Origin of the sequence: Streptomyces sclerotialus, assembly GCF_040907265.1 — a bacterium.
Classification (GTDB): Bacteria; Actinomycetota; Actinomycetes; order Streptomycetales; family Streptomycetaceae; genus Streptomyces; species Streptomyces sclerotialus.
The window spans coordinates 2,184,101-2,206,797 of record NZ_JBFOHP010000002.1; the positions used below are offsets into that span (position 1 = coordinate 2,184,101).

Here is a 22,697-nt window from a genome sequence, read left to right on the forward strand (position 1 = left end):
CGCCGCGCTCCCCGCGCGGGTACGGGGGTCAGTCCCGTTGCCCGTATCCCCGCAGCCGTTCGGCGGCCTCGGCCAGTTGTCCCGCGGAGAGCAGGGACGGCGAACGGCCGGGGACGGACGCGGCCGTCAGCCAGAGCCGGCACATCCATTCCAGCTGCGCCGTACGGTCGTACGCCTGGTCGAGGGTGTCGCCGTAGGTGAGCGTCCCGTGGTTCTGCAGCAGCACGCCGGTGCGGTCGCGCAGGGCCCGCAGCATGTTGTCGGCCAACTCCTGGCTGCCGTACGCCGCATACGGGGCGACCCGGACGGTACCGCCGAGGGCCGCGGTCATGTAGTGCACCGGCGGGAGTTCGGGGACCAGTGTGGACACCGCGGTGGCGTGCACCGCGTGGGTGTGGACGACAGCGGTGGCACCGGTGTGGCGGTACACCGCGAGGTGCATCGGCAGCTCGCTCGTCGGCTTCAGCGCGCCGGCCACCTGCCGTCCGTCCACCGGGTCCACCGCCACCACGTCGGCAGGCCCGAGCCGGTCGTACGGGACGCCGCTGGGCGTGACGAGCACCAGCCCTCCGGCGCGCACGGAAACATTGCCCGACGTGCCGACCACCAGTCCGTCCGTCACCGTGCGCCGCGCGGTGGCCACCAGCGCGTCCCACGCCTCCGCCACCTCTTGCGCCGGTCCCGGTTCCCGCTCCGTCATCCGCCCCGCTCCCTCCTGGAAACCCCCGCGGCGCGCACCGTACCGGTCGTACCGCGCGCAGCCGCGGCACTGTAAGCCGGACCATTCCGCTCCGGTATCCCGCAAACCGGGATATCTCGGTGGTAACCAGCGAATGGCCGGAGGTCATCCGGCATCTCGGGATCTTCCCATAGCCTCTGGATGTTTTGTCATGCACGTCGCCATCCGGGGGGAACCATGGCTCGTGATCGCAAACCGTCCCCTAGTGCCCGCACCCGCAGGCCCCCGTCCACCCCTCCGCACCCGCGTCGCCGGCTGGCATCCGTCGCCACCGGCACCGCCCTCGCACTGGCCGCGCTGGCCGGCACGGCGCTGACCGAGCTCGCCGCCGCGAGCCCGTCGGCCGCGGCCGGCGTGCCGCGCGGCCACGACGTCTCCTCGCACCAGAAGAACGTCGACTGGGCCAAGGCCCGCGCGAAGGGCGCGCGCTTCGTCTACGTCAAGGCCAGCGAGTCCACCGACTACACCAACCCCTACTTCGACCAGCAGTACGACGGTGCCCGCGGGGCCGGTCTGCTGCGCGGCGCGTACCACTTCGCGGTGCCCAACCAGTCCTCCGGCGCGGCGCAGGCCCGGTACTTCCTGCGCAACGGCGGCGGCTGGACGGCGGACGGCTGGACGCTGCCGCCCGCGCTGGACATCGAGCACAACCCGTACAGCAAGAAGCACAAGTGCTACGGCGTGAGCAAGAAGAAGATGGTCTCCTGGATCTGGGACTTCAGCGACGAGATCAAGCGGCAGACCGGGCGCCGGCCGGTGATCTACACGACCACCCGCTGGTGGAACACCTGCACCGGCGGCAGCGGGGCCTTCGCGCAGAGCCACCCGCTGTGGCTGGCGTCCTGGCACGGCAGGCCTGGCGAGCTGCCGAAGGGATGGTCCTTCCTGAGCATCTGGCAGTACTCGAACAAGGGCACGTTGCCGGGCGACCAGAACGCCTGGAACGGCTCCTTCGGGCAGCTCCGTAAGTTCGCCGGAGGGTAGGCGCGCAGCGTCCCGGAAGGCCCGGCGCGAAGCACACCGAGGGCACCACGGGATGAACCTCAAGTGACGGGTGAGACGCCTCCGCACGAAAACGGCGGGGGCGTCACCACCAGGCCCGTTGTCGTTCATCTTCCGTTCACCCACCGTCCGTACGGTCGCTCGCGTCACTGACCATCGAACTGATTGCCTGGGTGAATGGAACACATCACGCTTCTCATCGGGATCGTGATCGTCACGGCCTTGGTGTTCGACTTCACGAACGGCTTCCACGACACGGCCAACGCCATGGCCACCACCATCTCCACCGGGGCACTGAAGCCCAAAGTCGCGGTGGCGATGTCGGCGGTGCTCAACCTCGTCGGCGCATTCCTCTCCGTGGAGGTCGCCAAGACCATTTCCGGCGGGATCATCGACGAAGGCGCCGGCATCAGACCAGAGGTGATCTTCGCCGGTCTCGTCGGCGCCATCGTCTGGAACCTCCTGACCTGGCTCGCCGGCCTCCCCTCCAGCTCCTCGCACGCCCTCTTCGGCGGCCTGATCGGCGCGACCCTGGTGTCCGTCGGCATGAGCGGGGTCAACGCGGACGCCGTCGTCATGAAGGTCCTCATCCCGGCCGTGGCCGCGCCGATCGTCGCGGGCATCGCCGCGACGGCCGCCACCCGGCTGACCTACCGGCTGGCCCGCAACCGCGCCGAGGAGGACACCGCCAAGGGCTACCGCGCCGGGCAGATCGCCTCGGCCGCCCTGGTCTCCCTCGCCCACGGCACGAACGACGCCCAGAAGACGATGGGCGTCATCACCCTCGCCCTGATCACCGGCGGCGCGCTCGCCCCGCAGGCCGACCCGCCCCTGTGGGTCATCGCCTCGGCCGGCATCGCCATCGCCCTCGGCACGTACCTGGGCGGCTGGCGGATCATCCGCACGATGGGCAAGGGCATCACCGACATCCAGCCCCCGCAGGGCTTCGCCGCCCAGACCAGCGCCGCGGTCACCATCCTGGCCTCCTCGCACCTGGGCTTCGCGCTCTCCACCACCCAGGTCTGCTCCGGTGCCGTCATGGGCTCGGGTCTCGGCCGCAAGGGCGGCGTGGTGCGCTGGTCCACGGCCGGCCGCATGGTGATCGCCTGGGGCCTGACGCTGCCGGCCGCCGGGCTGGTCGCCGCCGGCGCCGCCTTCCTCGCCGGCCAGGGCACCTGGGGCATCGTCACCGTCGCCGTGCTCGGCGTCGTGATCTGCGGCGGCATCTGGGCCGCCTCCCGCCGCAAGCCGGTGGACCACAGCAACGTCAACGACGTGGAGCCCGTCGAGTCCGCCACGCCGGCCGGCGTCGTCACCACCGCCTTCCAGTCGGTCGCCCCGCCGCCCGCGAGCGCCACGACGACCGGCGCCGGCACCATCGACGGCATCCCGGCGCAGCAGTCCGGCTCCCCCTCCCCCGCCCGTGCCACCTCGGCCGTCCGCTGACCCGGACGCTCGCGTGAAGGAACTGACGCCATGAACATCGACTGGGCCGCACTCGGCCAGGTCTTCGGCACCACCCTCGTGGTGACGGTCGCGATGGTGGGCCTGTTCACCCTGGGCATCGTGGGGACCTCCCGCAAGGCCCCGCAGGAGGGTGAGGCCGGCTCCGCCGCCGTCGCCGGCAGCGGCTCCTCGGCCGTGGCCCGCACCGGCGGGTACGCCTGCTTCGCGCTCTGCCTCGCGGCCGTCGGCTACGGCATCTACCTGATCGTCGCCGGCTGACCGCAGGGGCACGACGCCCCGCACCCGCCCCGAAGGCGCTCAGCGTCCGCGTTCTCCGCGGCCGCTGAGCGCCTTCGTCGCTTCCTCGGCGAGCGCGTCGGCGATGGACGCGTCGTCCGTGCCGGTGAGGTAGTCGGAGACGTACAGCTGGACGACCTTGCTGTACGTGGCGTAGTGCGGGCTGCGCGGGCGGGGCGCCGCGTCCTTGAGCGCGCGGTGCAGCAGGTCCGTGTACGGCGGGTCCTGGCCGGGCGGCGCGGTGCTGTGCCGGGCGCCGTCGCCCTCCTCCCGCCGGGCGTCGTCGGGCGGCAGGTCGCACGGGGGCGCCGTGCCGTCGTACGCCGAGGCCCGGGTGGCCGCGAAGCCGCGCTGCAGCAGGCAGTGCTCGCTGCGGGCCGAGGTGAGGGCGGTGATCAGCGAACGCGCTTCGTCCGGATGCGCGGCGTCGGCCGCTACGGCGAGGTTCTGGCCGCCCAGGACGGTGCGGTGCCGGCCCTCCGGCGAGCCCGCGGGCAGCTGGGCCACGTCGAACTGCCGGCCCGGTTCGAGCTTCTCGGCGACCGAGGCGTACTCCACCGGCCAGTTCCGCATGAACAGCGCCCGCCCCTCGGCGAACCACTGCCGGCTGGCGGTCTCGTCCATCGCCGTCGCCTCCTGCGGCATGATCGTACGCAGCCGCTCCTTGAGCGCGTACACGCCCTGCTGCAGCGCCCCGGCGAGGTGGGCGGTCCGCTCCGGGTCGCCGCCGGACGCCCAGACCGACTCCAGGGTGTTGACGGTGAGACCTTCGTAGGGCCGCAGCTGGGCGACCATGCCGTACAGCTTCTCGGCCGGCGGACGGTGGGCGTTCTCCTTCGCCATGATCTCCTGCGACCAGGTCCGCAGCTGCTCCCAGGTCTCCGGCGGCCCGTCGTACCCGTACTTCTCCAGCAGGTCGCTGCGGTAGTAGAGCAGTCCGGCGTCCGTGTTGAAGGGGACGGCCCAGACGGTGCCGTCGGAGCCGGTGACGACCGTCTTCTTGACGCTGGCGAGGAAGTCGCCGTCCAGCTCCGCGCCCCACGGCCGGATGATGCCGGCGGCGGCGAACTCCGCGGTCCAGGCCACGTCGATGTTGAGCACGTCGTACCCGCTGTTGCCGGACTGTCCTGCGGCCAGCAGCTGGCTGCGCTGCCCGTCGGCGGTGTCCGGCAGCTTGACGATGCGGACCGTCCTCCCGGTCCGCCGCTCCCACTGCCGGATCAGCTCCCGGCGCACCCCGGTGCTGCTGAGATCGCTGCCGGTGGCCAGGACGATGTCACCGTCCACGGCAGGCGCGGGCCCCGGGTCCGTACAGCCCGCCGCGAGCAGGCAGAGGACGGCGGCGGCCGCCGCGGCCACGCGCTTCACCGGCCCGCCTCCTGTCCGCCCGTGCCGAAGGAGGCCACCAGTCCGGCCAGGGTGTCCGCGGCTCCCGGCCCGCCGGCCACGCAGTTGCCTCCGGAGTCCGTGACGATGTGCCGGACCGGGGCCGCGTCACAGCCGCCCTTGCCGGCCGCCAGCACCACCACGGGAACCCTGGGATGCGCGGCCAGCGCGTCGGAGAGCGCCTCACGCGCCGCCGCCGACCGCTTCCCCGCGCCGTCGTCCTCGTCGAGGACGAGCACCACGGCCTTGGTCCGCCCGGCCGGGCCGTCGCGCAGCCGGTCCAGCGCTGCGGTGAGCGCCTCCCGCATCCATGCCCCCTGGTCGACCAGGCCGCCGTCGCCCCGCTGGAGGCGCTCCAGGACCGTGCGTCCCGCAGCGGGGTCGGTGCTGCCCGCCGGGACCCGCTCCACCGGGCGCTCGCGGTCGCGCGCGGCCGTGCCGGGCCTGGGATACGTCCACAGCCCGTACGTGTCCTTCGGCCCGAGGACCTCCAGGGCGCGGCCGACCGCGTCCGCCGCCTCGGCGATCCGGCCGCCGTCCGCCATGGAGGTGGAGGTGTCGAGGAGGAAGAGGAGCTGTCCGGGGCGGTGCGCCGAGTCGTACGCGGCCAGCACCTGGGCGACCCGTGGCTGTCCCGCGGTGTACGGCTCCACGCCGGCGTCCGGCAGGACGCCCGCCCGGCTGTCGCGGAGCGGGGAGCCGGTGGGCGGCGGGGCGGCGCGGCCGACCGCGTTCACCCCGCGGTACCCGGCCTGCGTGATCACCTTCTGTCCGCCGCCCGGCCGCCGCAGCCAGTCGGCGAACCGCTCCGCGGCGGCCTCCCGGCGCTCGGCGTCGGCGGCCCCCTTCCAGGTGACACGGATCAGCGGGTGGTCCAGGCCCGGCACGCCGGACGGGTAGTACGCCTCGTAGCGGTCGTCCTTCTCGGGGACGGTGGCGAGGGCCGGGCAGTTGCCGACGGCGTGGCCGAGGTTGGCGTCGGCGAGGGACTTCTCCGTGACCAGCGGCGCCGCGGTGGCGCGCGGCACCGCGCCGGACGCAGCCGCACCCGGGCGCAGCGAGCACAGCAGTTCGGCGCTGCCGGCGTACTGGCTGCCCGGTGCCCGCAGCCGGCTCTCCGCCCGCTCGGCCACCTCCGGCGCGGGCGCACCGCTGTCCTCGGCGACCGGCATGCCGTCGTCGGCCAGGTAGAGACCGATGGTGTGCATCAGGCCGACACCGGACAGGACGGGGCTGGGGCGCAGCAGCCGCAGCTTCCTGTCCGCCGCGTCGTCCAGGATCTCGTGCCAGCTGCTGCCGGCCTGTTCCACGTCGGGCAGGCCCCGTTCGGCGGGTACGCCGACGACGAGCGGGGTGTAGGCGACCGGCCCGATGCGGTGCAGGGTGGCGGGCGCGTCCGCGGCCAGGTCCTCGCGGACCTGGAGGTAGTCCACCGTCGATTCGGGCAGCCACAGGTCGGGCTGCGGGCCAGGGCGGTAGAGCGGCTCGGTGGCCTGGCCGCCGGTGCCGGACGGGGCCTGCTCGGTGCCCTCGGCCTCGCCCTGCCAGCGGTCCGCAGCGGCGAAGCCCTGCGCGACCTGGTCCTTGGCGGCGGAGTAGACGGTGATCTGGGTGCGCCGGCAGCCGTCGGGCACGTGCTCCTCGCCCGGTACGGGTTCGGCGTTGAGGTCGGACATCTCGTACGCGAGGGCGGCGGCGCGCAGCGTCGGCTCAGCCTCGGGGGCGGTGAGCAGCCGCAGCTCCTGGGCGGGCGGGCACGGGCCGGACGACCGCAGCTGACCGGCGAAGAGCACCGCGCCGACGACGAGGGCGAGCGTGGCGGCGCCGACGGCCAGCAGCCGTAACCTGGGCCGCAGCCGGGTGCGCCACCAGCGCCGGGCCCGTACCACCGGCGGCGTACGGCGGGGCCGCGGCCCCCGGTTGGCGAACGAGACCACCACGTCGTCGACGGTGTTCTGCTTGGAGGCGCGCGGCACCCAGGCGCCGCCCTGCGGGGTGGTGTGCCCGGCCAGCCGCCGCCGCAGCTCGCCGGCCAGGTCCTCGAAGGTGACGAACTCCTTGCCCTCGATGCCGTGTTCGAGGATGTCGAGCACGGCCCGGGTGAAGAGGGTGCCGCCGCCGGGCTCGGTCCCGCTGAAGATGCGGCGGTTCGGCTGGGCGGCCATCAGCAGCGAGACCGGCTTCTCGTGGGTGCGGAAGCTGTCGTCCGCGTTGCCCGCGAAGCAGCATTCGAGCACGACGACGACGCGGTCGGCCCGGGAATCCTCCAGGCGCGGCAGGACGTCCTTGGCCCAGGAGACCGCTTCGTGCGAGGCGACCCGGCGCTCGTCCTGCGCCACCCGCGACGAGCCGACCAGCAGGTGCAGATCACTGCCGTCGCGCCGGACCCGGCCGTGCCCGGAGAAGTGGACGAGCAGCAGTCCGCGTGCCTCGCGGGCCGCGGTGCGCAGCGCGGCGGTCAGCTCCTCGGGGGTGTCCGGGCGCAGCGGCGTCACTTCCTGGGGCAGGAAGAGGTCGGTGGCCGGGGCGCACAGCACCCGGCCCAGTTCGTCGGGGTTGGCGAAGACCGCGTCGAGGTCGGGCAGCCGCGGGTCCTGGTACCGGCTGACGCCGATGACCAGCGCGCGGTTCCGCTTGCCCCGCGCGTCGTAGAGAGGCATCGCCGGTTACTCCGTGCCGACGCGGCCACCCTGGTCGTCGCGTTCGGTACGCGGATCGGGGTCGTCGAGGCGGCGGTGTCCGGAGGCGTCGGTGAGGTCGAGCCCCGGGGCCTCGCCGGCGGCGGCGGTCTCCCTGCGCTGGGCGAGCCACTCCCGCAGCGCGATGAGGAGCTGCTCGGTGATCGGCGCTGCGACCGCGCCGATGAGGACCAGGACGAGGTCGTCGACGCCGACGGCCATCTCGGAGCCCTGCTCCGCCGCGTCCGCGCCGGTGCGCGGGCCGGGCTCCGCGCCCGGCACCCGGCGCCACTCGTGCGTGCGGTCGGTCAGCCAGGGCTCCCGCTGCAGCCAGTTCCGCAGGTCCTCCAGGTCCTGATCCGCGTTGTGGGTCCCCGTGACTCTGATCCGTACCTCGTGGTGCTCCCGGTTCTGCGGCATGCCCCGTCCCCCTCCTGCGGCACCTCGGCCATAGGTGCCTCCGATGGTGTCGTGCCGGGCGTTCGGCAGGCAACAGGTCGGCACGCGCCGTCCTGGCTGTGTCCTTGGCCACAGGCACTGCCATACGACTGCGGCGCAGGTCAAGGGTGAGTTGACGGGCATTCGCGGCACGTGGTGGACTGCCCGGTGCCATTCGGCGACAGATGAGGAAGTCCGGTGAGAATCCGGCGCGGTCCCGCCACTGTCACCGGGGAGCGCTCCTCCAGAAGAGGTCACGGCCCGCCGCAGGCACGGGCTGGAAGGCCGGGGGAAGCGTCGATCCGGGAGCCAGGAGACTCTCGTCGCCGGTCACGTCGAGCCAGGGCGCGGACCCTGAGTGAGGACACACGCCATGCCGGGCTCCGAGCCGAGACCCCTGCCTTCCGCCGTACGTCCGGCACGCGACCGCGTGCGGCCGTCCCGCCGAGGCACGACGGCAGGCTGATCCGACGATGCGTGCCGAACACGCCACCTATGCGTGCGGCGCGGCTCTGGGCTTTCTGGGCGACCTGGCCGTGGGCGATCCCCGCCGCGGCCACCCGGTGGCCGCCTTCGGGCGGGCCGCGGGCGCAGTGGAGCGCGGGCTGTGGCGCGACCACCGTGGATACGGAGCGGCGCACACCGCACTGTGCGCCGGCGGGGCCGCCCTGGGCGCCGCGCTGCTCTCCCGTGCCGTACGCCACTGCGCCCCCGCACATGTCGCGCTGACCGCCGCCGCCACCTGGGCCGTGCTGGGCGGTACGACGCTGGGCCGGGAGGCGCGCGCCATCGGCGGCGCGCTGGAGGCCGGCGATCTCGACGTGGCGCGCGAGCGGCTGCCGCACCTGTGCGGCCGCGACCCGCAGTCCCTGGACGGACAGCAGATGGCCCGCGCCGTCGTGGAGTCCGTCGCCGAGAACACCTCCGACGCGGTCGTCGGCGCGCTGGTCTGGGGCGCCGTGGGCGGCGTACCGGGCCTGGTCGCCTTCCGCGCGGTGAACACCCTGGACGCGATGGTGGGGCACAAGTCCGACCGCTACCGCCGGTTCGGCTGGGCCTCGGCCCGGCTGGACGACGTGGCGGGCTGGCCCGGCGCGCGGCTGACCGCGCTGCTGGCCACCGCCGCCGGGCCCGACCCGCGCGGCGCGTGGCGCGCCTGGCGGGCCGACGGCAAGCGGCACCCCAGCCCCAACGCGGGCCCCGTGGAGGCGTCCTTCGCCGGGGCGCTGGGCGTACGGCTGGGCGGCACGCTCGCGTACGCGGGGCGGGTCGAGCACCGGCCGGTGCTCAACGGCGGCGCCCGTACGGTCGAAGGGGCCGACATCGCACGTGCGGTGCGCCTCTCGCGCCGGGTGAGCGCGCTGGCGCTGGCGACGACGGTCGGGGCGCGGATCGCCGTGGGCGCGGTCCGTACGGCCCGGAAGGCGAGGAGAACCCGGTGAGCGGTACGCACAGGACTCTCGGCGGCGGACTGCTGGTCGCCGGGACGACGTCGGACGCGGGCAAGAGCGTGGTCACGGCGGGCATCTGCCGCTGGCTGGCGCGCCAGGGCGTCAAGGTCGCGCCCTTCAAGGCGCAGAACATGTCGCTCAATTCGTACGTGACGCGCGAGGGCGCGGAGATCGGGCGGGCGCAGGCCATGCAGGCCGCGGCGGCCCGCGTCGAGCCGACCGCGCTGATGAACCCGGTGCTGCTCAAGCCCGGCAGCGACCGCAGCAGCCAGGTCGTGCTGCTGGGCAAGCCGGTGGGCGAGCTGAGCGCCCGCGGCTACCACTCGGGCCGCCAGGAGCGGCTGCTCGGCACGGTCACCGACTGCCTGACCGAGCTGCGCCGTACGCACGACGCGGTGATCTGCGAGGGCGCGGGCAGCCCCGCGGAGATCAACCTGCGCCGTACCGACATCGTGAACATGGGCCTCGCGCGGGCCGCGGACCTCCCCGTGGTCGTCGTCGGCGACATCGACCGCGGCGGCGTCTTCGCGTCGTTCTTCGGCACCACCGCGCTGCTGTCCGAGGCCGACCAGGCGCACCTCGCGGGTTACCTGGTGAACAAGTTCCGCGGCGACGTGACGCTGCTGGAGCCGGGCCTGGACATGCTCAAGAAGCTGAGCGGCCGGCCGACGCTGGGCGTGCTGCCGTTCCGGCACGGGCTGGGCATCGACGAGGAGGACGGCCTGCGCGTCTCGCTGCGCGGCGCGGTGCGCGAGTCCGTGGTGGCCCCGCCGCACGGCTCCGACATCCTCCGTGTCGCCGTCGCGGCCGTCCCCCTGATGTCCAACTTCACCGACGTGGACGCGCTCGCCGCCGAACCGGGCGTCGTCGTCCGCTTCGTGGACCGCCCCGAGGAGCTGGCCGACGCCGACCTCGTCGTACTGCCCGGCACCCGCGGGACCGTCCGGGCCCTCCAGTGGCTGCGCGAGCGCGGCCTCGCGGACGCGGTCGCCCGCCGGGCCGCCGAGGGCCGCCCGGTGCTGAGCATCTGCGGCGGCTTCCAGATGCTCGCCGAGCACATCGAGGACGAGGTGGAGTCGCGGGCCGGCACGGTCGACGGGCTCGGACTGCTGCCCGTACGGGTACGGTTCGCGGCGGAGAAGACCCTGGCGCGTCCCGAGGGCGAGGCGCTGGGCGAGCCGGTGGCCGGGTACGAGATCCACCACGGCGTGGCCGACGTCCGGGAGGGCGACGAGCCGTTCCTCGACGGCTGCCGCGTCGGCTCCGTATGGGGCACGCACTGGCACGGCTCCCTGGAGAGCGACGGCTTCCGGCGCGCGTTCCTGCGCCGGGTGGCGGCGGACGCGGGGCGTGCCTTCGTGCCCGCGCCCGACACCTGCTTCGACGCGCTGCGCGAGGAACAGCTCGACGCGCTGGGCGACCTGATCGAGGAACACGCGGACACGGAGGCGCTGCTGCGGCTCATCGAGGACGGCGTCCCGAGGGGGCTGCCGTTCGTTCCGCCGGGGGCGCCATGACCGACGACCGATTCCCCGTACGCAGACCCGAAGCCACTCGAAGGAGTGATCAGCACGTGAGCACCCGGTACCCGTTCACCGCCGTCGTCGGCATGGACGACCTGCGGCTGGCGCTGCTGCTCAACGCCGTCAGCCCGGCGGTGGGCGGCGTTCTGGTACGCGGCGAGAAGGGCACCGCCAAGAGCACCGCGGTGCGGGCCCTGGCCGACCTGCTGCCGGACGTCCCGGTGGTCCCGGGCTGCCGCTTCAGCTGCGACCCCGCGGCGCCGGACCCGCAGTGCCCCGACGGGCCGCACGAGGCCGGCCCCGCCGAGTCACGCGCGGCGCGCATGGTCGAGCTCCCCGTGGGCGCCTCGGAGGACCGCCTCGTGGGCGCCCTCGACATCGAGCGCGCGCTGTCCGAGGGGGTCAAGGCGTTCGAGCCGGGTCTGCTCGCCGACGCGCACCGCGGCATCCTGTACGTCGACGAGGTCAACCTCCTCCACGACCACCTGATCGACCTCCTCCTGGACGCCGCCGCCATGGGCTCCTCCTACGTGGAGCGCGAGGGCGTCTCCGTACGGCACGCGGCGCGCTTCCTCCTCGTGGGCACGATGAACCCCGAAGAGGGCGAGCTGCGGCCCCAGTTGCTGGACCGCTTCGGGCTGACCGTGGAGGTGGCCGCCTCCCGCGAGCCCGACCAGCGGGTCGAGGTGGTCCGGCGGCGGCTGGCGTACGACGCCGACCCGGCCGGCTTCGCGGCGCGCTGGGCCGCCGAGGAAGAGGCGCTGCGGCAGCGCATCGCCGCCGCCCGCGCGCTGCTCCCGGACGTCGTGCTCGGCGACGCGGCGCTCCGCCAGATCTCGGCGACCTGCGCGGCGTTCGAGGTGGACGGCATGCGCGCCGACATCGTGATGGCGCGTACCGCGACCGCGCTGGCGGCCTGGGCGGGCCGTACCCAGGTGCAGGAGGAAGACGTACGGCAGGCCGCGCTGCTCGCGCTGCCGCACCGGCGCCGCCGCAACCCCTTCGACGCTCCGGGCCTCGACGAGGACAAGCTCGACCGGACGCTGGAGGAGTACGGCCCGCAGGAGGACTCCCAGGAGGACGAGCCGGACCCGGAGCCGGAGGGCCCGGACGACGGCCCGGACGGGCCGGAGGGCGGCCCTGACGGTGGCGGCGGGGTGCCGCCGCAGGACGGGCCGGACGACGCGCCGCAGCCGTCCGGCGCGGACGCGGGCCCCGAGCAGCCCTCCGTGCCCGACCAGCGCACGGACGGCGGCCAGGAGCAGCCCGCGCAGCCCAAGGGCGAGGAGGCCGCGGACGGGAGCGGCGCGGCGCCGGAGAAGGCCGCCGTGGGCGCCGCCGAGCCGTTCAAGACGAAGCGGCTGGACGTGCCGGGGCTCGGCGAGGGCGCCGACGGCCGCCGCTCGCGGGCCCGTACCGCGCACGGCCGTACCACCGGCTCCCGCCGCCCCCGGGGCGCGCTGGGCAAGCTGCACCTGGCCGCCACCGTGCAGGCCGCGGCACCGCACCAGAAGAGGCGCGGGCGCAGCGGCCCGGGGCTCGTCGTCCGCCGGGACGATCTGCGCGAGGCCGTACGGGAGGGCCGCGAGGGCAATCTGGTCCTCTTCGTCGTGGACGCGTCCGGTTCGATGGCGGCCCGGAAGCGGATGACCGCGGTCAAGGGCGCGGTGCTGTCGCTGCTGCTGGACGCGTACCAGCGGCGCGACAAGGTCGGCATGATCACGTTCCGGGGCGCGGAAGCCGAGGTCGCGCTGCCGCCCACCTCCTCCGTGGAGGCGGGTGCCGCACGGCTGGAGCAGCTGCCGACCGGCGGCCGGACGCCGCTGGCCGCGGGCCTGCTGAAGGCCCATGAGGTGCTGCGGGTGGAGCGGATGCGGGACGCCTCGCGCCGCCCGCTGGTCGTGGTCGTCACGGACGGCCGGGCGACCGGCGGCGTGGAGCCGCGGCCGCGTGCCTCGAAGGCGGCGCAGCTGCTGGCCTCCGAGGGCGTCGCCTCGGTGGTCGTGGACTGCGAGGCCGGTCCCGTGCGTCTCGGCCTGGCCGGGGAGCTGGCCCGCGCTCTGCAGGGCACCGCCGTCACCCTCGACGAACTGCGCGCGGACAGCGTCTCCGCGCTCGTACGAAACGTCACCGACACCACCCACCGGAGGGCCGCCTGATGCCGCAGGGACAGCCGACCGTCGTACCGAACGACGGCCTCACCACCCGCCAGCGCCGCAACCGCCCGCTCGTCTTCGTCCACACCGGCACCGGCAAGGGCAAGTCCACCGCCGCCTTCGGGCTGGCGCTGCGCGCCTGGAACCAGGGCTGGCCGGTCGGGGTGTTCCAGTTCGTGAAGTCCGCCAAGTGGAAGGTCGGCGAGGAGCGCGCGCTGCGCGTCCTCGGGGAGACCGGCGAGGGCGGCACGGTCGCGTGGCACAAGATGGGCGAGGGCTGGTCCTGGGTGCAGCGCGACATCGAGTCCAGCGAGGAGGCGGCCCGCGAGGGCTGGGAGCAGGTCAAGCGGGACCTGGCGGCCGAGTCGTACAAGCTGTACGTGCTGGACGAGTTCGCGTACCCGATGCACTGGGGCTGGATCGACACCGACGAGGTGATCGAGGTGCTGCGGAACCGTCCCGGCAGCCAGCATGTCGTGATCACGGGCCGTAACGCGCCGGAGAAGCTGGTGGACTTCGCCGACCTGGTCACCGACATGACCAAGGTGAAGCACCCGATGGACGCGGGCCAGAAGGGCCAGCGGGGCATTGAGTGGTGAGTACCCGGTGGTGACCGGAGACGAGTACCCGGTGGTGACCGGAGGGACGAGCACGTGGTGAACATCCCGCGCCTGGTGATCGCCGCGCCCTCCTCGGGCAGCGGCAAGACCACCGTCGCCACCGGTCTGATGGCGGCCTTCCGGGAGGCCGGTCTCGCGGTGTCCCCGCACAAGGTGGGCCCGGACTACATCGACCCGGGGTACCACGCGCTGGCCACGGGGCGCCCGGGCCGCAACCTCGACGCGTACCTGTGCGGCCCGGACCTGATCGAGCCGCTGTTCCTGCACGGCGCGGCCGGTGCCGGCCTGGCGCTCGTCGAGGGCGTCATGGGCATGTTCGACGGCGCGTCCGGCATGGGCGAGCTGGGTTCGACGGCGCAGGTCGCGAAGTTGCTGCGGGCGCCGGTCGTCCTCGTCGTGGACGCGTCCTCGCAGTCCCGGTCGGTGGCGGCGCTGGTGCACGGCTTCGCGTCCTGGGACCCGGAAGTGCGGCTCGCCGGGGTGATCCTGAACAAGGTCGGCTCCGACCGGCACGAGGCGCTGCTGCGCGAGGCGCTGGGCGGCGCGGGTGTGCCGGTACTGGGCTGTCTGCGGCGCGCGCCGAAGGTCGGTACGCCCGCCCGGCACCTGGGCCTGGTCCCGGTCGCGGAGCGGGCCCCGGAAGCGGTGGACTCGGTGGCCGCGCTCGCCGAGCAGATCCGTACCGGCTGCGACCTGGAGGGGCTGCTGGCGCTGGCACGCAGCGCGCCGGAGCTGTCCGGACCGGCCTGGACGCCGCGGGCCCCGGAGACACCTGCCGCGGGCCGCCCGGTGATCGCGGTGGCGGGCGGCGCGGCCTTCACGTTCTCCTACGCCGAGCACGCCGAGCTGCTCACGGCCGCCGGGGCCGAGGTGGTCACCTTCGACCCGCTGCGTGACGAGAAGCTCCCTGCGGGCACCGCCGGTCTGGTGATCGGCGGCGGTTTCCCCGAGGTGTACGCGCCGGAGCTGTCGGCGAACGAGCCGCTGCGCGCGGAGGTCGCCCGCCTCGCGGCCGCGGGCGCGCCCGTCGCCGCGGAGTGCGCGGGCCTGCTGTACCTGTCCCGGTCGCTGGACGGCAAGCCGATGTGCGGGGTGCTCCCCGCCGACGGGCGGATGTCGGAGCGGCTGACGCTGGGCTACCGGGAGGCGGTGGCCGTCGGCGACAGCGCGCCGGCCGCGGCCGGGACGCGGGTGCGCGGCCACGAGTTCCACCGCACGGTCCTGGAGCCGGGCACCGGCGAGCGCCCGGCGTGGGGCTTCGTCCGCCCCGAGCGGCGTACCGAGGGCTTCGTGCAGGACGGTGTGCACGCCTCGTACCTGCATGTGCACTGGGCGGCCGAGCCGTCGCTCGCGCACCGGCTGGCGGCGCGCGCCGCGGCGTGGGCGGGAAGCGCCTGATGGCCTCAGCCGCCCGACAGGCCGACCACCAGCCACATGAAGCCCACGCCCGCGGCCGTGCAGGCCAGCGTCGACAGGGCCGGGTGGTCGTGGTGGGCCTCGGGCAGGATGTCGGAGGTCGCGAGGTACAGCAGGACGCCGCCGAAGAAGCCCAGGTAGAACCCGAGGGGCTGCTCCGGCAGGGTGACCAGGAGGGTGGCCGCCGCGCCCACGAGGGGGGCCAGCGCGTCCGCGCAGAGCAGCAGCACCGCCTTGCGCCGGGCGTTCCCGTAGAGGCTGGCGACCGTGTACGTGTTGAAGCCGTCGGCGAAGTCGTGGGCGATCACGGCGAGCGCCACGGCCACCGCCATCTCACTGCCGACCTGGTAGGCAGCGCCGATCGCGAAGCCGTCCATCAGGCTGTGCACGACCATGGCGGCCGCCGCCGTCAGACCCACCTGCGGCACCCGCTCCTCCGGGTCCATGCCGTGGGCCGCCTTCCGTACGGCCAGCAGGCGTTCGGCCGCGTGCGCGGCGAGGAAACCGAGTACGAAGCAGAGCAGCGCGGCAGGCACCCCGAGGAGCCGCACGTCGGCCGCCTCCAGGGCCTCCGGCAGCAGGTCGAGGCCGACGACGCCGAGCATCAGCCCGCCGGCGAGGCCGAGGATGAGGTGGCGGCGGTCGGTGACCCGGTGGGCGACCCAGCCCCCGACGAGGGTCATCAGGAACGCGCCGACCGCGATGACCACTGGCACTGTGCCGCCCCTCTCGCCGACGGTCCCGGACCGGTACCGCAGCGGGTACCCGTGTCACCTGCTTACTGATCTCCGGCCGGTTACGCATGTCCAGTTCCGCCCCGTCGAAAGGATCCGCCGTGCCTGCCGTGCCTGCCGAGCGTGGACCGGAGCGGGACTTGGTGGTGGGGGTCGGCGCACGGCCCGGAGTACCGGCGGAGGAGCTGACGGCGCTGGTCGGGGCCGTGCTCGCGGAGGCCGCGCTGCCGCTCGCCGCGGTGCGCGCGCTGGCCACCGTGGACGCCAGGGCCCGGGAGCCGGGGCTGCGGGCCGCCGCGGCGCTGCTGGGGGTGGAGCTGCTGGCGTACCCGCCCGCCGTGCTGGCCGCCGTGCCGGTGCCGCATCCCTCGGACGCGGTGCTGGCCGCCACCGGGACGCCGTCCGTCGCCGAGGCAGCCGCGCTGGCCGCGGCCGGCCCTGGCGGCACGCTGGCCGTCCCGAAACGGACCGCAGCGCCCGCGGGCGGCGGCACGGCCCGGGCCACCTGTGCGGTCGCCCGCCGCGCCGCACCCCACGACGGCAGCACGCAGCAGACCGTACGCACGCAGCAGACCGTACACACGCACGAGGAGACGCCGTGACCACCCTGCCCGACCTTCGCCACCACGGGGACGCCGAGGTACGCGGCGCCGCGGCCGGCCTCACCGACCTGGCCGTCAACGTCCGTACGGGCACCCCGCCGGCCTGGCTCAAGGCCCGGATCGCCGCGTCGCTGGACGGGCTGGCCGCGTACCCGGACGGCACGGCGGCGCGCGCGGCGGTCGCCGCCCGGCACGGGCTGCCGGCCTCCCGGGTACTGCTGACGGCCGGCGCCGCCGAGGCGTTCGTGCTGCTCGCGCGGGCGGTGCGGGCCGAGCGGCCGGTCGTGGTGCACCCGCAGTTCACCGAGCCGGAGGCGGCCCTGCGGGACGCCGGGCACGAGGTGCGCCGGGTGCTGCTCACCGAGCGGGACGGCTTCCGGCTCGATCCGGACGCCGTACCGGAGGACGCGGACCTGGTCGTGATCGGCAACCCGACCAACCCGACGTCCGTGCTGCATCCCGCCGAAGCCGTCGCGGCACTGGCCCGCCCCGGCCGCACACTGGTCGTCGACGAGGCGTTCATGGACGCGGTGCCGGGGGAGGCCGAGTCCCTGGCGTCCCGTACGGACCTGCCGGGTCTGGTGGTGCTGCGCAGCCTCACCAAGACCTGGGGGCTGGCCGGGCTGCGCATCGGGTACGTGCTGGCGGACCCGGAGATCATCGAGGCGCTGGAGCGGGTCCAGCCGCTGTGGCCGGTCTCCTCCCCCGCGCTCACCGCGGCCGAGGCGTGCTGCGAGCCGGCGGCACTCGCCGAGGCCGCGGCGGCGGCCGCGGAGATCGCCGCCGACCGCCAGTACCTGATCGCGCGGCTGGACGAGTTCCCGCAGGTCACGGTGGTACGACCGGCCGAGGGTCCGTTCGTGCTGATCCGGCTGCCGGACGCGGCGGGCGTACGGGAGCGGCTGCGGGAGCTGGGCTTCGCGGTCCGGCGCGGCGACACGTTCCCGGGCCTGGGGACCGACTGGCTGCGGCTGGCGGTCCGGGGCCGGGACACCACCGACCGCTTCGTGACGGCCCTGGCGAAGGCGGTCTGAGCGCCGGCCGAAGGCGGTCCGGGCGCCGACGGAAGGCGGTCCGGGGGCCGTCCACCATCCGGAACCCCGTTGCTCGATACACGTAAGGTCCCCGTAAGGTGCCGCCGTGACGAACGAGCAGACGCACCAGAAGCCCGCGGCAGCCCCTCCCCAGGAGACCGGCGACCTTCCCTCGTCCGACCGGGCGGCGCGCCGTGCCGTCACGCTCTTCCCGCTGCTCGTGATCGTGGCCGGGCTGATCGGCCTGTTCTGGCCTTCGCACTTCACCGGCTGGGCACCGGCCGTGCCGTGGCTGCTCGGCGTCGTGATGTTCTCCATGGGTCTCACGCTCACCGTCCCGGACTTCGCCGCGGTCGCCAAGCGGCCGTGGGCGGTCGGCCTGGGCCTGGTCGCGCACTACGTGATCATGCCGGGCCTCGGCTGGCTGGTCGCCACGGTGCTGGACCTGCCGCCCGCGCTGGCGGCCGGCGTGATCCTGGTCGGCTGCGCCCCGAGCGGTACGGCCTCCAACGTCGTGACCTACCTGGCCCGCGGCGACGTCGCCCTGTCCGTCTCGGTCGCCACGGTCTCCACCGTGGTCGCCCCCTTCGTGACCCCGCCCCTGACGTACCTGCTGGCCGGGCAGTTCATGCATGTGGACGCCGGTGTCATGGTCACGGACATCCTCAAGACGGTCCTGCTGCCGGTCTTCGCGGGCCTGCTGGTCCGGCTGGTGGCCGGGCGCTTCATCGACAAGCTGCTGACGGCCCTCCCCTGGCTCTCCGCGCTGACCATCGCGGTGATCGTGCTGGTCGTGGTGGCGGGCAGCGCGGCGCAGATCAAGGACGCGGCGGCACTGGTGCTGCTCGCCGTGGTCCTCCACAACGGCCTCGGCCTGGCGCTCGGCTACGGGGCGGGCGCGCTGGCCCGCCTGGGCCGCCCGGCGAGCCGTGCCATGGCCTTCGAGGTCGGCATGCAGAACTCCGGCCTGGCAGCATCCCTGGCCACGGCCCACTTCAGCCCGGCAGCTGCGCTGCCGGCAGCGGTCTTCTCGGTCTGGCACAACATTTCCGGCGCGGTCGTCGCGGCATGGATGGCCCGAGGCGCCCGCAAGGCCGGCGCGTAAGACGTGCCCCGGTGGGGCGGGCGCGCAGCGCCGCCCCAGGGGCGCGGGGAACTGCGCGACCGGCCACAACGGCGCCGCAGGGGGCCACCGGCACGCACTCCCACGGCGGGCCCCTAACCGACCACCCGCCCCCGCAGAATCACCCGCCGCGGCGTGCCGAGAACCCGTACGTCCGCCCGAGGATCGGCCTCGTACACCACCAGGTCGGCCGGCGCGCCCTCGCTGAGCCCAGGACGCCCGAGCCACTCCCGGGCGCCCCACGCGGTCGCCGAGAGCGCATCCAGGGCCGGGATACCGGCCTTGACCAGCTCTCCGACCTCCTGGGCGACGAGACCGTGCGCGAGCGACCCGCCCGCGTCCGTACCGACGTACACCGGCACCCCGGCGTCGTACGCCGCCCGTACCGTGTCGTAGCGGCGCTCGTGCAGCCGCCGCATGTGGTCGGCCCAGCGCGGGTACTTCTCGTCGCCGCCGGCCGCCAGCTGCGGGAAGGTCGCGATGTTCACCAGTGTGGGCACGATCGCGACGCCGCGCTCGGCGAAGAGCGGAATGGTCTCCTCGGTCAGGCCCGTCGCGTGCTCGATGCAGTCGATACCGGCCTCCACGAGGGGCGCGAGGGACTCCTCGGCAAAGCAGTGGGCCGTGACGCGTGCCCCCAGCCGGTGCGCCTCCGCTATCGCGGCCTCGACCGCGCCACGCGGCCAGCAGGACGCCAGGTCGCCCGTCTCCCGGTCGATCCAGTCGCCGACGAGCTTGACCCAGCCGTCGCCCCGCTTCGCCTCCTGCGCGACGTACGCCACCAGGTCCTCGGGCTCGATCTCGTGTGCGAAGTTGCGGATGTAGCGGCGGGTGCGCGCGATGTGGCGCCCGGCACGGATGATCCGCGGCAGGTCCTCCCGGTCGTCGATCCAGCGGGTGTCGGCGGGTGAGCCGGCGTCCCGGATGAGCAGCGTGCCCGCCTCGCGGTCGGTGAGCGCCTGCTTCTCGCTGGTCGCCTCGTCCACCGCGCCGTGCGCGTCCAGGCCCACGTGGCAGTGGGCGTCGACCAGGCCCGGCAGCGCCCAGCCCTCGATGGTGGTGACGTCCCGCGCCCCGGCCGGCCGTGTCCAGCTGACGCGTCCGCCGACGACCCACAGGTCCTCGCGTACGTCGTCCGGCCCGGCGAGGACCCTCCCCTTGATGTGCAGCACCGCGCTATCGCTCATGCACGCACTGTACGAGCCGGGCGCGCAGCGCTGGACGGGGCCACCTCGCCGGAAGAATCCCGGAAACCCCATGGCGCTCGGGGCTTTCCTTGCTGTACACCTGTTACCTAAGAATTTCCAATTCTTGAGGTGCGCAGCTTCCCGTATTCTTCTGCCCGCTTTTCCGCAGCTCAAACGCGTCGATTCGGGTGACCCGCAAGGCCCGTAATTCGGACGGATCACGTGGTCGTTACCTACATGTGACCGACCCCACAGCGGGGAAGATTTGCCCCGTATTTTCCGGGCAAACCGAGACATCCCACGAGGCATTCGTGCGCCCGTGCGCCCCCGCGCGATAACACAGAACCCCCCGTCTCCGTAACCCCAGCCCGCGATGCATTTTCGAATTTCCCTGGGTAAATTTAATTCGCATGACCGCCGCACAAGCAGACCTTGCACGTGCCCGAAGCGAATTCAGAGAAATGCCGGAGGGCTTCAAGCTCGATGCCCCGCGAGTGGAGGACGGGGCGGCCATCTGGCGCATAGCCCGGGACTCCCGGACGCTGGACCTCAACTCGTCCTACAGCTACCTGCTGTGGTGTCGTGACTTCGCCGCCACCTCCGTCGTCGCCCGCGACGCCGCGGGCGCGCCGGCCGCCTTCATCACCGGCTACCTCCGCCCCGCCCGCCCCGAGACCCTCGTCGTCTGGCAGGTCGCCGTCGACGACGCGCACCGGGGGCGCGGGCTGGCCGCAGCTCTCCTGGACGGCCTGGCCGGCCGTGTCGCGCAGGAGCAGGGCGTCACTCGCCTCGAGACCACGATCTCCCCCGACAACACCGCGTCGAACCGGCTGTTCGCCTCCTTCGCCGAGCGTCACCAGGCGTCCGTCGAGCGCGAGGTCCTCTTCGACGCCGGGCTCTTCCCCGAGGAGGGGCACGAGCCGGAGGTGCTGCACCGCATCGGTCCCTTCGCCGCCCCTGCGCCGCCACGGCACTGAGCCGCAGCGCGAGCCGCAGCGCGAGCCACAGCGCTGCGCCTCACCCCACGACTTCCCTCTCTGTCACACCCCACATCTCCCAGGAGCATGCTGTGACCATCACCCAGCCGGACCTGAGCGTCTTCGAGACCGTCGAATCCGAGGTGCGGAGCTACTGCCGCGGCTGGCCCACCGTCTTCGACCGGGCGCAGGGCAGCCGCATGTACGACGAGGACGGCCACGCCTACCTCGACTTCTTCGCCGGTGCCGGGTCGCTGAACTACGGCCACAACAACCCGGTACTCAAACGGGCCCTGATCGACTACATCGAGCGGGACGGCGTCACCCACGGCCTGGACATGTCCACCACGGCCAAGCGGGCGTTCCTGGAGTCGTTCCAGAACGTCATCCTGCGCCCGCGTGACCTGCCGTACAAGGTCATGTTCCCGGGCCCGACGGGCACCAACGCGGTCGAGGCCGCGCTGAAGCTGGCCCGCAAGGTCAAGGGCCGCGAGTCGATCGTGTCCTTCACCAACGCCTTCCACGGCATGTCGCTGGGCTCGCTCGCGGTCACCGGCAACGCCTTCAAGCGCGCCGGCGCCGGCATCCCGCTGGTGCACGGCACCCCGATGCCGTTCGACCACTACCTGGACGGCCGCTACCCGGACTTCCTCTGGTTCGAGCGGCTGCTGGAGGACCAGGGCTCGGGCCTCAACCAGCCCGCCGCCGTCATCGTCGAGACGGTCCAGGGCGAGGGCGGCATCAACGTCGCCCGTCCCGAGTGGCTGCGCGCCCTCGCGGATCTGTGCCACCGCCGTGACATGCTGCTCATCGTGGACGACATCCAGATGGGCTGCGGCCGCACCGGTGCCTTCTTCTCCTTCGAGGAGGCGGGCATCGTGCCGGACATCGTCACGGTCTCCAAGTCCATCAGCGGCTACGGCCTGCCGCTCGCGCTCACGCTCTTCAAGCCGGAGCTGGACGTCTGGGAGCCGGGCGAGCACAACGGCACCTTCCGCGGCAACAACCCGGCCTTCGTCACGGCCGCCGCGACCCTGGACACCTACTGGGCCGACGGCCAGATGGAGAAGCAGACCATCGCCCGCGGTGAGATCATCGAATCGCACCTGCGAGCCATCGCCGAGGAGCACCCGCGGGCCGGTGTGGACTACCGCGGCCGCGGCATGGTCTGGGGGATGGAGTTCGCCGACAAGAGCCTGGCGAACAAGATCTCCAAGCGGGCCTTCGAACTGGGCCTGCTGATCGAGACTTCGGGGCCGGAGAGTGAGGTCGTCAAGCTGCTGCCGGCACTCACCACCACCCCCGATGAGCTGGACGAGGGTCTGCGCATCCTCGCCCGCGCGGTCCGCGACAGCGTCTGACGGACGCACCCGGGAGGGGCCGGCCGGACGGCCGGCCCCTCCCGCCGGACCTCACCACTCGCAGAACAGAAAGGCACCAGCCACGTGATCGTTCGCTCGTTCAAGGACATCGAGGGCACCGACCGCCACGTCAAGTCCGCTTCGGGGACGTGGGAGAGCAAGCGCATCGTGCTCGCCAAGGAGGGCGTCGGCTTCTCGCTGCACGAAACCATCCTTTACGCGGGCACCGAGACCGACATGTGGTACGCGAACCACATCGAGGCCGTACTGTGCGTAGAGGGCGAGGCAGAGCTCGAGAACCGGGAGACCGGTGAGAAGCACTGGATCGAGCCCGGCACGATGTACCTGCTCAACGGCCACGAGAAGCACACCCTGCGGCCGAAGACGGACTTCCGTTGCGTGTGCGTCTTCAACCCGCCGGTCACCGGTCGCGAGGACCACGACGAGAACGGCGTGTACCCGCTGCTCACCGAGCCCGAGGCGAGCTGACGCCGCTGGATCAGGCCCGCTGCCCCGTCCGGCAGTTG

General features: G+C 73.7%; 20 protein-coding genes and 1 riboswitch. Of the genes, 14 read left to right on the plus strand and 6 right to left on the minus strand.

Annotated features, from left to right (window positions below; all coding sequences use genetic code 11):
* Positions 1–28: 28 nt before the first annotated feature.
* Entirely contained in the window at positions 29–700 is a 672-nt protein-coding gene (locus AAC944_RS09745; protein WP_030619035.1) for a class II aldolase/adducin family protein, read from the minus strand.
* A 216-nt stretch (positions 701–916) separates the two neighbouring features.
* Here AAC944_RS09745 and AAC944_RS09750 point away from each other — a divergent pair, with 216 nt between their 5' ends.
* The 3 genes from AAC944_RS09750 (at position 917) to AAC944_RS09760 (ending at position 3,466) form a co-directional block, all read left to right on the plus strand.
* Entirely contained in the window at positions 917–1,723 is an 807-nt protein-coding gene (locus tag AAC944_RS09750) for a lysozyme (RefSeq protein WP_030619038.1), read from the plus strand.
* A 195-nt stretch (positions 1,724–1,918) separates the two neighbouring features.
* A complete protein-coding gene (locus AAC944_RS09755; RefSeq protein ID WP_030619041.1) occupies positions 1,919–3,187 on the plus strand; it encodes an inorganic phosphate transporter in 1,269 nt (422 codons plus the stop codon).
* A gap of 30 nt (positions 3,188–3,217) precedes the next feature.
* Entirely contained in the window at positions 3,218–3,466 is a 249-nt protein-coding gene (locus AAC944_RS09760; RefSeq protein WP_030619044.1) for a hypothetical protein, read from the plus strand.
* 39 nt (positions 3,467–3,505) lie between these two features.
* Here the strand turns inward: AAC944_RS09760 and AAC944_RS09765 are convergent, their stop codons facing one another.
* Genes AAC944_RS09765 through AAC944_RS09775 form a run of 3 tightly spaced genes read right to left on the minus strand, consistent with a single transcriptional unit; the run spans position 3,506 to position 7,968 of the window.
* A complete protein-coding gene (locus AAC944_RS09765; RefSeq protein ID WP_030619046.1) occupies positions 3,506–4,852 on the minus strand; it encodes an extracellular solute-binding protein in 1,347 nt (448 codons plus the stop codon).
* Positions 4,849–7,530, minus strand: coding sequence for a caspase family protein (locus AAC944_RS09770; RefSeq protein ID WP_030619047.1), 2,682 nt, complete (start codon positions 7,528–7,530; stop codon positions 4,849–4,851). Before AAC944_RS09770 ends, AAC944_RS09765 begins: the two co-directional genes overlap by 4 nt.
* Positions 7,531–7,536: 6 nt before the next feature.
* Complete coding sequence (locus AAC944_RS09775; protein ID WP_051872051.1) at positions 7,537–7,968, minus strand: hypothetical protein; 432 nt, start codon at positions 7,966–7,968, stop codon at positions 7,537–7,539.
* A gap of 205 nt (positions 7,969–8,173) precedes the next feature.
* Positions 8,174–8,306, plus strand: a riboswitch (cobalamin riboswitch).
* 153 nt (positions 8,307–8,459) lie between these two features.
* Here AAC944_RS09775 and AAC944_RS09780 point away from each other — a divergent pair.
* Genes AAC944_RS09780 through AAC944_RS09800 form a run of 5 tightly spaced genes read left to right on the plus strand, consistent with a single transcriptional unit; the run spans position 8,460 to position 15,134 of the window.
* Positions 8,460–9,428 carry a cobalamin biosynthesis protein gene (locus tag AAC944_RS09780; protein WP_030619059.1) on the plus strand — a complete coding sequence of 323 codons (969 nt, stop codon included), beginning with the start codon at positions 8,460–8,462 and terminating at the stop codon, positions 9,426–9,428.
* Positions 9,425–10,954: a cobyric acid synthase gene (locus AAC944_RS09785; protein ID WP_030619062.1), complete on the plus strand. Its 1,530-nt coding sequence runs from the start codon at positions 9,425–9,427 to the stop codon at positions 10,952–10,954. Before AAC944_RS09780 ends, AAC944_RS09785 begins: the two co-directional genes overlap by 4 nt.
* Before the next feature lie 56 nt (positions 10,955–11,010).
* Complete coding sequence (locus AAC944_RS09790) at positions 11,011–13,119, plus strand: putative cobaltochelatase (protein ID WP_030619064.1); 2,109 nt, start codon at positions 11,011–11,013, stop codon at positions 13,117–13,119.
* Positions 13,119–13,715: a cob(I)yrinic acid a,c-diamide adenosyltransferase gene (gene cobO, locus AAC944_RS09795; RefSeq protein ID WP_030619067.1), complete on the plus strand. Its 597-nt coding sequence runs from the start codon at positions 13,119–13,121 to the stop codon at positions 13,713–13,715. Before AAC944_RS09790 ends, cobO begins: the two co-directional genes overlap by 1 nt.
* Before the next feature lie 54 nt (positions 13,716–13,769).
* On the plus strand, positions 13,770–15,134 hold the full coding sequence (locus tag AAC944_RS09800) for a cobyrinic acid a,c-diamide synthase CobB (protein WP_030619070.1): 1,365 nt from the start codon (positions 13,770–13,772) through the stop codon (positions 15,132–15,134).
* Between the two features lie 5 nt (positions 15,135–15,139).
* Here AAC944_RS09800 and AAC944_RS09805 read toward each other — a convergent pair whose 3' ends face one another.
* Positions 15,140–15,835, minus strand: a complete 696-nt coding sequence (locus AAC944_RS09805) for a ZIP family metal transporter (protein WP_438272817.1) — start codon at positions 15,833–15,835, stop codon at positions 15,140–15,142.
* A 152-nt stretch (positions 15,836–15,987) separates the two neighbouring features.
* On the opposite strand from AAC944_RS09805, the gene AAC944_RS09810 reads away from it, so the two are divergent.
* The 3 genes from AAC944_RS09810 to AAC944_RS09820 all read left to right on the plus strand — a co-directional run bounded on the left by AAC944_RS09810 (position 15,988) and on the right by AAC944_RS09820 (position 18,627).
* Positions 15,988–16,488 carry a cobalamin biosynthesis protein gene (locus AAC944_RS09810; RefSeq protein WP_368397090.1) on the plus strand — a complete coding sequence of 167 codons (501 nt, stop codon included), beginning with the start codon at positions 15,988–15,990 and terminating at the stop codon, positions 16,486–16,488.
* Entirely contained in the window at positions 16,485–17,522 is a 1,038-nt protein-coding gene (gene cobC / locus AAC944_RS09815) for an Rv2231c family histidinol phosphate aminotransferase CobC (protein WP_030619077.1), read from the plus strand. The genes AAC944_RS09810 and cobC overlap by 4 nt, the downstream gene beginning before the upstream one ends.
* A gap of 106 nt (positions 17,523–17,628) precedes the next feature.
* A complete protein-coding gene (locus AAC944_RS09820; RefSeq protein ID WP_030619079.1) occupies positions 17,629–18,627 on the plus strand; it encodes a bile acid:sodium symporter family protein in 999 nt (332 codons plus the stop codon).
* 113 nt (positions 18,628–18,740) lie between these two features.
* Here AAC944_RS09820 and AAC944_RS09825 read toward each other — a convergent pair whose 3' ends face one another.
* A complete protein-coding gene (locus AAC944_RS09825) occupies positions 18,741–19,832 on the minus strand; it encodes an amidohydrolase family protein (protein ID WP_030619081.1) in 1,092 nt (363 codons plus the stop codon).
* A 410-nt stretch (positions 19,833–20,242) separates the two neighbouring features.
* Here AAC944_RS09825 and ectA point away from each other — a divergent pair, with 410 nt between their 5' ends.
* The 3 genes from ectA to AAC944_RS09840 all read left to right on the plus strand — a co-directional run bounded on the left by ectA (position 20,243) and on the right by AAC944_RS09840 (position 22,659).
* Complete coding sequence (gene ectA / locus AAC944_RS09830) at positions 20,243–20,809, plus strand: diaminobutyrate acetyltransferase (protein WP_078888752.1); 567 nt, start codon at positions 20,243–20,245, stop codon at positions 20,807–20,809.
* A 92-nt stretch (positions 20,810–20,901) separates the two neighbouring features.
* Complete coding sequence (ectB, locus tag AAC944_RS09835; protein WP_030619096.1) at positions 20,902–22,170, plus strand: diaminobutyrate--2-oxoglutarate transaminase; 1,269 nt, start codon at positions 20,902–20,904, stop codon at positions 22,168–22,170.
* Positions 22,171–22,254: 84 nt separating this feature from the next.
* Positions 22,255–22,659 (plus strand): ectoine synthase, encoded by a 405-nt coding sequence (locus AAC944_RS09840; protein ID WP_030619099.1) that lies wholly within the window; start codon positions 22,255–22,257, stop codon positions 22,657–22,659.
* Positions 22,660–22,697 lie beyond the last annotated feature (38 nt).

Coding starts and splice junctions, on each gene's coding strand:
- cobO (WP_030619067.1), top strand. CDS start 13,119: ATGCCGCAGGGACAGCCGACCGTCGTACCGAACGACGGCCTCACCACC.
- ectA (WP_078888752.1), top strand. CDS start 20,243: ATGACCGCCGCACAAGCAGACCTTGCACGTGCCCGAAGCGAATTCAGA.
- AAC944_RS09780 (WP_030619059.1), top strand. CDS start 8,460: ATGCGTGCCGAACACGCCACCTATGCGTGCGGCGCGGCTCTGGGCTTT.
- AAC944_RS09755 (WP_030619041.1), top strand. CDS start 1,919: ATGGAACACATCACGCTTCTCATCGGGATCGTGATCGTCACGGCCTTG.
- AAC944_RS09745 (WP_030619035.1), bottom strand. CDS start 700: ATGACGGAGCGGGAACCGGGACCGGCGCAAGAGGTGGCGGAGGCGTGG.
- AAC944_RS09770 (WP_030619047.1), bottom strand. CDS start 7,530: ATGCCTCTCTACGACGCGCGGGGCAAGCGGAACCGCGCGCTGGTCATC.
- AAC944_RS09760 (WP_030619044.1), top strand. CDS start 3,218: ATGAACATCGACTGGGCCGCACTCGGCCAGGTCTTCGGCACCACCCTC.
- AAC944_RS09805 (WP_438272817.1), bottom strand. CDS start 15,835: ATGACCCTCGTCGGGGGCTGGGTCGCCCACCGGGTCACCGACCGCCGC.
- AAC944_RS09825 (WP_030619081.1), bottom strand. CDS start 19,832: ATGAGCGATAGCGCGGTGCTGCACATCAAGGGGAGGGTCCTCGCCGGG.
- AAC944_RS09775 (WP_051872051.1), bottom strand. CDS start 7,968: ATGCCGCAGAACCGGGAGCACCACGAGGTACGGATCAGAGTCACGGGG.
- AAC944_RS09750 (WP_030619038.1), top strand. CDS start 917: ATGGCTCGTGATCGCAAACCGTCCCCTAGTGCCCGCACCCGCAGGCCC.